The following is a 12,477-nucleotide window of genomic DNA, read 5'->3' on the forward strand; positions in this document are numbered from 1 at the left end:
AATGGATTTCAGGACTGCCGGTGTTATCGGAGGAGGCGTCATGGGGGCCGATATGGCTCTTGATTTATCTGCGAATGGGTATCAAGTGATTTTGCTGGATATCAGTGATGAAAAACTGAAAGCCGCAGAGGAAAATATTAAAAAGACATTCAGGCTTGTTCAACTGATGCGGAAAGAAAAATTCAGCATGTCACTGGAAGATGTGCTTGATCACATTCAGTTCACGACTGAGCCGCACAATGTGGAGCCGGCTGATATTATCATTGAAAACGTAACAGAAGATTGGGAGATCAAACGACAAGTGTATTTACAATTAAAGGATATCTGCCGAGAGGATGCCATCTATCTTGTAAATACAAGCTGTATCTCAATTACGAAGGTCGGTTCACTGATGCATCGCCCTGAAAAGGTAATTGGAGCCCATTTTATGAATCCTGTTCCTCTGAAAGAACTTGTAGAGGTGATTCGGGGCGATGCCACCTCTGACGAGACTGTCAATGCAACCGTTGAGTTTTTGAAATCTTTCGACAAAAATCCTGTCGTTGTTCATGATTTGCCTGGCTTTGTGTCAAATCGTGTGTTAATGCTGACCATTAATGAAAGCATTTGGACGGTTCAAGATCAAGTAGCGACACCAGCCAATGTGGATAAAATATTCCGCGGCGGATTCGGGCATAAAATGGGTCCACTCGCGACTGCGGATTTAATTGGTCTTGATACGATCCTTAACTCCTTGCTGGTTCTATATGAAAGCTACAAAGATTCAAAATTCAGGCCATGTCCGCTGCTCGTGAAAATGGTAGACGCAGGAAAGTTAGGGAGAAAGTCAGGACAAGGATTCTTTCGATACAGTTAAAGGAGGAGCAGACCATTGAAAAAGGGAGTTAAGTGTGTTGTCTGGGATTTAGATCATACGCTATGGGAGGGTATTCTGCTTGAATCTGATGATGTAAAGCTGAATGACAACATCAAGGAAATTTTGGCTGAGCTTGATGAGCGCGGCATATTGCTGTCTGTCGCAAGCAGAAATGACGAAGCTGCTGCTATGGAAAAATTAAAGGAATTTGGAATTGACCATTTCTTTTTATATCCGGAAATCAGCTGGAATGCCAAATCGGTTTCTTTGGAAAAAATCAGCAAAAACCTCAATATCCATAAGGATACGATTCTCTTTATTGACGACCAAGCGTTTGAGAGGGAAGAAGTGCAAAATGCCCATCCGGAGATCACGTGCTGGGATGCCGTTCGGTATAAGGATCTAATTGTCGATCCTTTGCTGAAGCCTGCATTCATAACGGAGGATGCCAAAAGGCGCCGGGAGATGTATCTGGAGGATGACCGCAGAAAAGAGGACGAAGAGCAGTTTGAAGGACCATCCGAACAATTTCTTGCCACTCTGAATATGAAGTTTACGATCAGCCATGCGCAAGAAAGCGACTTACAGCGGGCAGAAGAGCTTACGGTGCGTACAAACCAGCTGAATGCAAGCGGAAAAACATACGATTATCAGGAATTAAATTATTTCCGAGAGTCAGACTCTCATATGCTGCTGGTCTGCGAGCTTGAGGACAAGTACGGCTCTTATGGAAAGATCGGACTCTCCTTAATAGAAGAAAAGGGAGATGAATGGCATATTAATCTTCTTTTAATGTCATGCCGGGTTATGTCCCGCGGTGTCGGTACGATTTTACTGACAGCTATTTTAAATGAAGCGAAACAAAAAGGGAAAAAACTGTTTGCTGATTTTAAACAAACAGATCGGAACAGAGTCATGTATATCACATATAAATTTGCCAATTTCAAAGAACATACGAAGGGCCCTGACGGCTTCATTTTATTTGAAAATGACCTGAGCCGGATTCAGCCGTATCCTGCGTATGTCGAGGTCAAAACGGAATTCAGCCAATCACCTGTTGCAAGAAGCTGAAATTAATCTAAATAGCGGGGAGAGCAAATAGATGAATCTTCATGAACAAATTAGAGAATATATTGAACAAAATTTGGTGGTCTTTGACGATGAAATCGAATTAACCAATGATGATCACATTTTTGAAATGGGATTTGTGAATTCTTTATTTGCGATGAAGCTTGTCACATTTCTTGAGCAAAACTTTGGGTTCCAACTTGATAACGAAGATTTAGATATTGCTAACTTCAGCACAGTAAACCGAATCGTCAGCCTAATTGAAAAGAAACAGAACGGAGCGCTTGCTAATGAAAACAGCTGAGGTAAAAGCCGACATCATTCAAGATTTCCGGGGGTATTGTGACGAAAAAATCAGACCTTTTGCAGGCGAGTTTGATGAGAAGGAATGCATCCCGGCAGAATTAATAAAAGAGTTAGGGAGCAAATCTTATTTTGCTGCGGGTATTCCGGAGGTCTATCACGGACTGGGATTGAACCCTGTCGAGTACGGTTTGTTTACTGAACAAGCAGGTAAAGCGTGCTGTAATATTCGAACCCTTTTGACTGTGAATTCGTTAGTCGGTGAATCTCTGCTGCGGTACGGTACTGAGCGCCAAAAAGACGAATGGCTTGTCCCCATCGGAAAAGGAGAGAAAATCGGAGCGTTTGCATTGTCTGAACCAAACATTGGTTCAGACGCAAACCACATTGAAACATCGTATACAAAAAACGGAAGCTGCTATGTCATCAACGGCAGAAAAAAATGGATTTCCTTTGGCGCCATTGCTGACTTTTTTCTGGTTATAGCCCGTGATGGAGAAGTGGTTACAGCCTTTATTGTAGACAGCCGCCAGAGCGGCGTAACGGTAAAAAAAATGGAAGGCATGATGGCCAATAGAGCTTCTTATCTTGCGGAAATAGAGTTTGACAGCGTAGAGGTTTCTGAAGACCAGATATTAGGGCCAATCGGGGGCGGTTTTAGTTACATCGTTAATTTGGCTTTGGATCATGGCAGATACAGTGTGGCATGGGCCGGATTGGCGATTGCACAGGAAGCCGTCGATTCTTTAGTAACATACTCACGGAAGAGAAGCCAATTCGGAGAGAAGCTCTACAAACATCAAATGATTAAAGGAATGATCGGTGATGCCGTAACACAGCTGCATGCAGCCCGCTCGTTATGTATGAAAGCCGGCGAAATGCGGATGAAACAAGATCCAGAGGCCGTGACGGAAACGTCTATCGCGAAATATTTCACTTCAAAGGTTGCTGTTGAGATTACCAATTCAAATGTGCAGATTCATGGAGGAAGCGGCTTCAGCAGAGATCATTCAGCTGCCCGCCTGTACAGAGAAGCCAAAGTATTGGAGATCATTGAAGGGACATCTCAAATTCAGCAGCAAGTTATAGCGAATTATGGATTGAGACGATATTTTGTCAAACATATATAGGCAGAGGATGGAGAGGATTCAGTGAGTGAGCAAATGAAAAAAATAGATAAAAATAACATAGCCAACATTCTCGGACTGACAACCATTCAGGAAGGCCTGCTTTTTCATCATTTAATGGAGCCGGAAGGTAATGCTTATTTTGAACAAATGCTGATAAAACTAGAGAGCGAACCTGCCCGCGATCTTTTTGAAAAAGCATGGCAGCAAACGGTTAAGCAAAATGAAATGCTGCGAACGGTGTTTAGGTGGAAGGAAACAGCTAAGCCCATTCAAGTTATATTAAAGCAACATAAAATAGATATCCGTTATCAGAGTATCTCGTTCGAGAAAGGCATTTCCCAGGAAAAGATGAAGGAGAAGCTTGCGGCGCATGATCGGAAAGAGCCGTTTCAGCTTCAAGAAGTACCTTTTCGTGTCACGCTTTATCAAATAGATGAAAACGGGGTCTGGATGATGATCAGCTTTCATCATATCCTGATGGACGGCTGGAGCATGGGGATTGTCCTCAAAGAGTGGATGGAGTCATATCAAGCGTTATCCATGGGTCAAACACCTGTTATTTCTCAAAAACCGTCATATCAAGCATTTGTGAAATGGCAGCAGGAACAGCAGCGTGAAACAAAAGACAGACAGGCGTCATTTTGGAAAGGGTTATTGAAAGACTGGGAACCTGTACAATTGCTGCCGAATACAGAAAGACCAGGGAAGCGAAATGCTATTTTTTCTAAACATGAAATACAACTTCCGGTTTCAGCAGGAAAAGCTCTGCGCTCACTCGCTGCTGAACGGCGAGTTACGCTTTCTTCAATTCTATATAGTGTCTGGGGTCTGCTGCTAAAGAAATATTCTGATCAAGAAGAAGTGGTGTTCGGAACAACCGTGTCAGGAAGAAGCGCCGATGTACCCGGAATAGAACAAATGACGGGGCTGTTTATTAATACCATTCCGCTTCGTCTTCGTTTTGCGCCTCAGTCCACGCCTTTAGATGTGATTCAGCTTGCGCATGAGCAGATTGCCAAAAGAAGTGAATATGAGCATACACCGCTGTCTGATTTAAAAACATATGCGGGGCTGACGGCTGAGCAGTCATTATTTGACACGATTGTCGTGATTGAAAATTATCCGCTTGATCAGATGCTTAAGTCAAACAGTCTTCCTCTTTCAATTGAACAATATGACATGTTTGAGCAAACTGAGTTTGATTTGACATTGAGTGTACAAGCTTTTGATGAACATATCCATTTTTCATTTATATACAATCCTGGTGTCATGTCTGATCTTCAAGTGAAGCAGCTGGGGGATCATTTTCTCAATCTGTTATCGGAAGTGATTGAGTATCCGGCAGACAGATCTGTGCATCGCTTGAATATGCTTTCCGAAGATGAGGTGCATTATCAGCTTGAAGAGTTTTGCAATTATAAAGGTCTGACCGGCAACGAACATCAAACTGTTATTGATTTGTTTGAACGGCAGACAGAAAAGACGCCGGACGCTCTTGCTGTGGAGTTTCGCTCAGAATCCCTGACCTATGATCAATTAAATAAAAAAGTGAATCAGCTCGCCCGTTTTTTAGAAAGTCAGGGAGTCAAACCTGCACAAAGAGTCGGTATTTTAACAGAACATTCAATTGAAATGGTGATCGCTTGTCTCGCTGTATTAAAAGTGGGCGGAGCTTATGTTCCGGTTGACCCCGATTATCCTCCGGAAAGAATTGAATATCTTCTTCAGGACAGCGGGGTAAATCTGCTGCTGACAGAGGATATTGAGGGGCTGGTTTACTCGTACGATGGTGTGAAAATAGATATTACCGATCAGAGCCTTTATCAAGGAAACGACAGCAATCTGGTGAAACATTACGGTCCGCAGGATATTGCGTATTGCATATATACCTCTGGAACAACAGGCAGGCCAAAAGGGGTGCTTGTTAAGCATCTTGGTCTTGAAAATTATATTTCCTGGGCCGCCGAGCAATATGTAAGAGGTGATAATAGAGATTTTGCCCTTTATACGTCTTTATCTTTTGATTTAACAGTAACTTCTATCTTTACCCCGCTTATAACCGGAAACGCAATTATTGTGTACCAGGATAAAAACAAGCAGCTTCTTGTGGAACAAATTCTGAAAGATAATCGAGCCCACGTTATGAAGTTAACGCCGTCCCATCTGCATTTCATTTCCGGGATGCCGTTTCAGGACAGTGTGATGAAGTGCCTGATACTGGGGGGAGAGCAATTAGAAACCTCCTTGGCGGCGAAAGTTGAAGAGAACTTCGATGGGAAAATTGAAATTTTTAATGAATATGGCCCGACGGAAACGGTAGTCGGCTGCATGATTCACCGCTACTCATCTGAAAGGGATAAAGAACTGTATGTGCCGATCGGCCGGCCTGCAGCACATACTGATATATACATTCTTGATTCACATATGAACCTTCTGCCCCAGGGAGCAGCGGGAGAACTATATATTGCCGGAAAAGGAGTGGCAGAAGGCTACTTAGACCGGAAGGAACTGACGGCAGAACGCTTTGTGGCTCATCCTTTTAAACCCGGAGAAAAAATGTATAAAACAGGAGACGCAGCCCGCTTTTTACCGGATGGAACCATTCAGTTTTTGGGCAGAAACGATGACCAAATCAAACTTAGGGGCTATCGGATTGAGAGCGGGGAGATTGAACACTGGCTCTGCCGTTACGGACGTATAAAAGGGGCGGCGGCTGTCGTGAAGAAGGACGCGTCCCAGACACCGTGCCTGGCTGCTTATCTTTTCACTGATGAGACGATTGATGAAAAGCAGCTGCGTGAATACTTGCGTCGTCATTTGCCGGAATATATGATTCCATCCCGATTTATCGTGATGGATGAGATGCCGCTGACAGCCAATGGAAAACTGGATAAAAAAGCATTGCCGGAGCTTGCTGGAGAGAAAAAACGAAAGGCACTTGAGGCAGCACCAGCTTCTGAAACAGAAAAGATGGTGCTGGAGATTTGGAAACGTGTACTTGGTCAAGACAGCATCGATGTTCAGGATAAATTTTTTGAAATCGGCGGCACTTCTCTGCACTTGATCCAAGTCAATCAGCAGCTTTCTAAGGAAACGGGAAAAAGTATTCCGATGGTTGAGATGTTCCGCCGTCCAACAGTTCAGATGCTCGCTGAATTCTTATCAGGTCATGATGAAGAGCAATCAAAAAAGAAAACACCATTCATATCAAAGCGGAAGGATCCTTCAGATGACAGCATCGCCATCATCGGGATGGCCGGGCGTTTCCCCGGAGCTAAAAACATAGATGAATTTTGGCATAACCTGCAAAATGGCAAGGAATCCATCTCTTTTTTCACTGATGAAGAGCTGTTTGCGGCAGGCATTGATGAACAAACATTTACGAGAACTGATTATGTAAGGGCGAAAGGTATCATCGACGGCCCCGATTTATTTGATGCCTCCTTCTTCGGCTATTCACCGGGACAGGCAGAGGTCATGGACCCGCAAATCCGTCTTCTTCATGAGTATGTATGGAAAACACTGGAGGATGCGGGGTGTGTTTCAGCTGAATATGAAGGGAAAATCGGTTTGTTTACAGGGACAACCTCAAATTTTCAATGGCTCCAGCATTTCGCCGACTCATTAGACGGCAGGATGTCAGAGCTGTTTGAAATCGGCTCTTTAAATGATACCTATACGATCAGCACGCGGGTCGCTCATAAACTCAATTTAAAAGGCCCAGCCATTACCCTGCAGACAGCTTGTTCAACCTCCTTAGTCGCGCTGCATTTGGCTTGCAAATCAGTGCTGAATGGAGAATCTGATATGGCTCTCGCAGGCGGCGTGTCCATTCTTCATCCGGTTAAGTCAGGCTACATCTATCAAGAGAATATGGTGAAATCGCCAGACGGCCATTGCCGGGCCTTTGATAAAGACGCGAAAGGCACTGTAGGAGGCGATGGTGTCGGATTTGTCGCAGTGAAATCGTTGAGCCGCGCTTTGGCTGACGGCGATAGAATCTATGCGGTTGTAAAAGGATCTGCGGTCAACAATGATGGTGACCAAAAGGTAGGCTTCAATGCGCCGAGTGTGGAAGGCCAGACAGAGGTTATAAGAGATGCGATTGCCGACGCGGGGATTGAACCGGAAACCATCAGCTATGTGGAAACCCATGGGACAGGCACAGCTCTCGGAGATCCAATTGAAATTGAAGCCTTAACGAAAGCGTTTCAAACAAATAAGACCGCGTTTTGCCGGATTGGTTCCGTAAAAACGAATATCGGACACCTTGATGCTGCTGCCGGAGCGGCGGGTCTCATTAAAACAGTTCTTTCTCTGCAGCATCAACAACTTGTGCCTAGTCTTCATTTTAAAGAAGCGAATCCGAATATTGATTTTGAAAACAGTCCTTTCCTAGTGAATGACAAGCTCCGAGTGTGGAAGAGAACAAATACCCCAAGACGAGCAGGCGTGAGCTCATTCGGTATGGGCGGCACCAATGCTCATGTGGTTCTGGAGGAAGCGCCTGTCAATGAACGTGAAAAACATACGCGTTCGTATCAGCTGTTTCCTCTTTCAGCAAAAACGATGAATGCTTTAGAAAAAACGAAAGACCTTTTGCTCGAACACATGGAAAGGAACTCTGAGCTTCATGCAGCAGACGTCGCTTATACGCTGCAGGCCGGAAGACAGCACTTTGATTATAGGCAAATGTTTGTGGCAAAGGACAGACAGGATGTCATACGCCTGCTTTCCGAGAAGAAGGACAGAGGACTCAGCCGAATGTCGCGGATTCAGGAAAAAAAAGAGAAAAAATTGATCTTCATGTTCTCGGGCCAAGGCAGTCAATATGTGAACATGGGCAGGGATTTGTACACGGAGGAGCCGTTTTTCAAAGAGACGATGGATCACTGTTTTCAAGAATTCTATGAAGCAACCGGTGAGAGGCTTGAGGATATTCTATACCCTGACCAGCAGGATGAAGACTCTGCCGCGATAAAACTTCAAGAGACGAAATATGCCCAGCCGGCTATTTTTATGCTGGAATATGCGCTGTCACTTTTGCTGATGAAGTGGGGGCTGCGGCCATGGGCTATGATCGGCTACAGCTTCGGTGAATTAACGGCTGCCGCGGTATCGGGAGTGTTTACACTAAGTGATGCCATCAAGCTAATCAGCTTACGAGGACAAGCGATGCACGAAGCGCCGTCAGGCGTCATGCTAAGCGTGCCAATGCCAGAGGAAGAATTGAAAGCGATTCTCCCTGATTGCATTTCATTGGCTGTTGTTAATGACGCTTCTTGTATTGTGTCGGGGCTTGAGTCTGACATTTCCGCATTTGAAGAACAGTTAAAAGCCAAAAAAGTGCTCTGTATGAGAGTAAAAGGTTCAATTGCTGCTCACTCGCACGTCATGGCTTCCGCCGCTGAACGATTTGGAAATACGGCTAAGCGCATTTCTTATCAAAAACCGGGTGTTCCTTTCTTTTCGAATTTAACGGGAGACTGGATAGCGCATGAAGAAGCTGCAGACTATAACTATTGGAAGCGGCACATGACTGAGACTGTTCGCTTTGCCGAAGGTATTGCCGTGTTAACGAAGCAGGAAGATGCTATTTTTATCGAAATCGGCCCGGGACAAGATTTAAGTGTGCTGGTGAAGAGATCGATTAACGATGAGCTGCGCCAGCATGCTTTCAATGTGTTAAAACACAGCAGACAGAGTATGTCAGATGTCCAATTTTTACTCGGCAGAATTGGCACGCTGTGGATGTATGGCGCGGACATTGATTGGCGCGGGCTGCACGAGGGCAGACACCCTGAAAAGATTACTATGCCTCAATATCCTTTTGAAAAGGAATCCTTCTGGCACAAACGGAAGCATACTGCCAACGGAAAAGGCAATAAACATTCAGGAGGAAAGCTTCCGCTTCAGGAGTGGTTTTATCTGCCGCAATGGGAAAAAGAAATCCTGCCGATTGCCCGCGAGATTGAAGCGACGGAACAACATTTGCTTGTCTTCATGGAGGGTGGAGATTTTCCCCATAAGCTTATTCAGGGGATGCAATCCACCTGCGGTTCTTGTGTCATCGTTAAAAAAGGGCATAACTTTCAGCAGGTTGAAAAAGGAGTGTACACACTCCGCCCAGACTCTGCGGAAGATTACTGCTGTCTTTTTGAAGTGTTGGAGAAGGAAAAGATTCAGTACAGCCGGATTTTGCACCTCTGGGGGCTGGCAGAGAAGAATGAAACCGCTGCTGCCGAGTGGATTGAGCAGATGCAAAACGAATCCTATTACTCTTTGCTTTACTTAGGCCAAGCATTGAAAAAGAAAGAAACAAAGCAGGACATTTCGATCTTTGTGTTATCGTCTCTTACGTATCAGCTTGGCGGAGAAGACATGCTGTATCCAGAGAAAGCCGTACATCTGGGGCCGAGTATGGTCATATCTCAGGAAACACCGTTCCTTCGCTATCGAGTGATTGATATAGACAGGCAGAAAGAAGATTCCTGGAAAGAAGACAAGCTGCTGGGACTCATCAGATCAGAGCTGATGATCGAATCAGGCAATCTCTTAACGGTTTACAGAGATAATAAAAGGTACATCAGGAGTTTTATTCACAAAGCAGTGCCTGCAGAATCATCGCAAGGGCACCTTCGTCCCGGAGGTGTATATATTCTGATTGGCGGGCTGGGCTTCATCGGTTTACATGCTGCAAAAACCATTGCTGAGAAAACAAAAGGAAAACTGATTCTGACTAGCCGTTCCGGCCTACCGCCGCGGAGTGAATGGGAGTCATTAATCAGCACGCATGCTGAGGATGATCCAACCGTTAAAAAAATAAAATCAATATATGAGATAGAAACAACAGGCGCAGAAGTCACTGCTGTTGCTGCGGATGCAAGCTGTGAAGCGGATATGTCTGAACTGGTTCATGTGGCTGAACGTAAGTACGGCTCCTTTCATGGTGTAATTTATGCAGCTGGAATAACAGGCGAACAATCATTCAGGATGATGGAACAAACGGATAAAAGTTTTTCGAATGCTCACTTTCAAGCAAAAATGACGGGCGTTGCGGTATTAGAAAAAGTGTTGGCCGATCGACCGCTTGATTTCTGCTTTTTGATTTCGTCCTTGTCTCCGATATTGGGAGGACTTGGATTTACCGCCTATACTGCGGTTAACCAGTTTGTTGATGCCTTTGTATATAAACACAATGCGCAGCATCCTGTTCAGTGGACAGCCCTAAATTTAGACGGCTGGGAATTTGAAGACGGCAAAAAACCGGATATTCCAGTCGGAGGCGATTTAGAAAATACCCTGATTCGTGCGCATGAGGGCAGAGAGGTTTTTGAGAAAATTTTCACATTTGATCATATGGATCAGATTGCAGTGTCTGCCACGAATCTGCAGGAGAGGATACAAAAATATGTGAATCGTCTGCAGCAGCCTAACGGTGAGGAGCAAGAGGACGTTTCGCTGTACGGGCGGCCAGAACTTTCCGCTGAATATGTTGAACCAGTAACTGATATGGAGAGAGAACTCCTTGTTCATTGGCAGTCATTTTTCAAGATTGATCAAATCGGCATAGACGATGATTTCTTTGAGATGGGCGGGGATTCGTTAAAGGCGATTACTTTCATTTCCCTTATTCATCAAGCATTCAATGTGGAAATTGCGCTGCCGGATTTCTTTAACATTCCGACGATCAGGCAGATGGCCGAATTTATCAGCCAAGCCGAAAAGAAGATGTACAGAAAGATAGAAAAAGCTGAAAAACGGGATTATTATCCGTTGTCCTCAGCGCAAAAACGGCTTTATCTTGTTCAGCAGTTAGATCAAACAAGCACTGGCTACAATGAGTTCACTGCCGGCCGGATTGCAGGAAAGCTTGATATGCATAGGCTTGAGAATGTGTTCCGGCAATTGATGAATCGTCATGAGAGTTTAAGAACATCCTTTAAAGCAATAGACGGTGTTCCTATGCAGTGCATAGCTGAGCATGCCGAATTTCATGCAGACTTTTTTGACCTATCAAATGTGGCAGGCCAGGAAGGGCAAAACCAAAAAGAACAAGAAATCATCAGCAGCTTTTTAAAGCCGTTCCAGCTTGATCAGGCTCCCCTGATGAGAGCCGGTGTTATTAAGAACTCTGAAAACGAGTATATTCTGATGCTGGATATGCACCATATTATTTCTGACGGTTTATCTCAGGATATCTTGGTCAGCGAGTTTATGGATCTGTATGACGGCAAAGAGCTTGCGCCGCTTGAACTGCAATATAAAGATTTCTCAGAATGGCAAAATCAGATGCTTCTGTCTGAAGATCTGAATGAGGTGAAAACATATTGGCTGAAACGGCTTGACGGCTTCCGTGAGCTTCAGCTGCCGGCTGATTACCAGAGACCTGATGTCAAAAGCTTTGCCGGCGCCCATTATCGTTTTGTTATAAGCAAAAAAGAGCTTGAGGCGTTTAAATCCATTATGGCCGATGAAGATGCCACGCTGTTTATGGGACTTTTATCAATCTATCAAATCCTGCTGCACAAGCTCACTGGACAGTCCGACATTGTAGTCGGCGTTCCGGTCGCGGGGAGAAGGCAGGAGGAACTGCAGCGGATCATCGGTATATTCGTTAATATGCTTCCGCTTCGGTTTTATCCGAAAAAAGAGATGACGTTCACTCAATTTCTGCACCATGTCAAGCAGCTGGTGATTGATGACTTTGATCATCAAGATTATCAGTATGAACATATGGTTCAAGATCTGAAGTTAGATAGGACGTTAAATAGGAATCATATTTTTGATACCGTTTTTGCTCTGCAGAATCTAAGCCAGCCTGCTTTAGAGGTAGACGGGATCACACTAACCGACTATGAATATGAAACAGCGGTTTCCAGGTTTGATTTGCTTTGGGTCGCTTCTGAAGACGAAAACGGTTTATCTTCTGTCATTGAATACAGTACTGAGCTGTTTACAAGAGAAACCATTGAAAGCGTTGCGAAAGGGATTAAAAAGGTGCTGTCAGCCGTGATTGATTGTAAGCAAACCGCTCTCAAGGATATTGACCTGACTTCAGGCATCAATGATTTAGAAAAGGTATCGTTGCTGGAACTAGACGATCTGAAAATCTAGCAG

Annotated in this window: 5 protein-coding genes; all 5 read left to right on the top strand. The window is 44.5% G+C overall.

Features of this window, described 5'->3' with window-relative positions:
* Position 1 precedes the first annotated feature (1 nt).
* From M1D98_RS03590 to M1D98_RS03610, 5 genes are read left to right on the top strand one after another with little or no spacing between them, the layout of a single operon-like run.
* A complete protein-coding gene (locus M1D98_RS03590) occupies positions 2 to 856 on the top strand; it encodes a 3-hydroxyacyl-CoA dehydrogenase family protein (protein WP_121642067.1) in 855 nt (284 codons plus the stop codon).
* 15 nt (positions 857 to 871) lie between these two features.
* Complete coding sequence (locus M1D98_RS03595) at positions 872 to 1,927, top strand: HAD-IIIC family phosphatase (protein ID WP_121642068.1); 1,056 nt, start codon at positions 872 to 874, stop codon at positions 1,925 to 1,927.
* Positions 1,928 to 1,958: 31 nt separating this feature from the next.
* Positions 1,959 to 2,228 carry an acyl carrier protein gene (locus M1D98_RS03600; protein WP_003240117.1) on the top strand — a complete coding sequence of 90 codons (270 nt, stop codon included), beginning with the start codon at positions 1,959 to 1,961 and terminating at the stop codon, positions 2,226 to 2,228.
* Positions 2,215 to 3,357 carry an acyl-CoA dehydrogenase family protein gene (locus tag M1D98_RS03605; protein ID WP_121642069.1) on the top strand — a complete coding sequence of 381 codons (1,143 nt, stop codon included), beginning with the start codon at positions 2,215 to 2,217 and terminating at the stop codon, positions 3,355 to 3,357. Before M1D98_RS03600 ends, M1D98_RS03605 begins: the two co-directional genes overlap by 14 nt.
* 21 nt (positions 3,358 to 3,378) lie before the next feature.
* Positions 3,379 to 12,474 (top strand): amino acid adenylation domain-containing protein, encoded by a 9,096-nt coding sequence (locus tag M1D98_RS03610; protein ID WP_456280011.1) that lies wholly within the window; start codon positions 3,379 to 3,381, stop codon positions 12,472 to 12,474.
* The last annotated feature ends 3 nt before the right edge of the window (positions 12,475 to 12,477 follow it).

The sequence above is a fragment of the Bacillus sp. K7 genome (assembly GCF_053903245.1).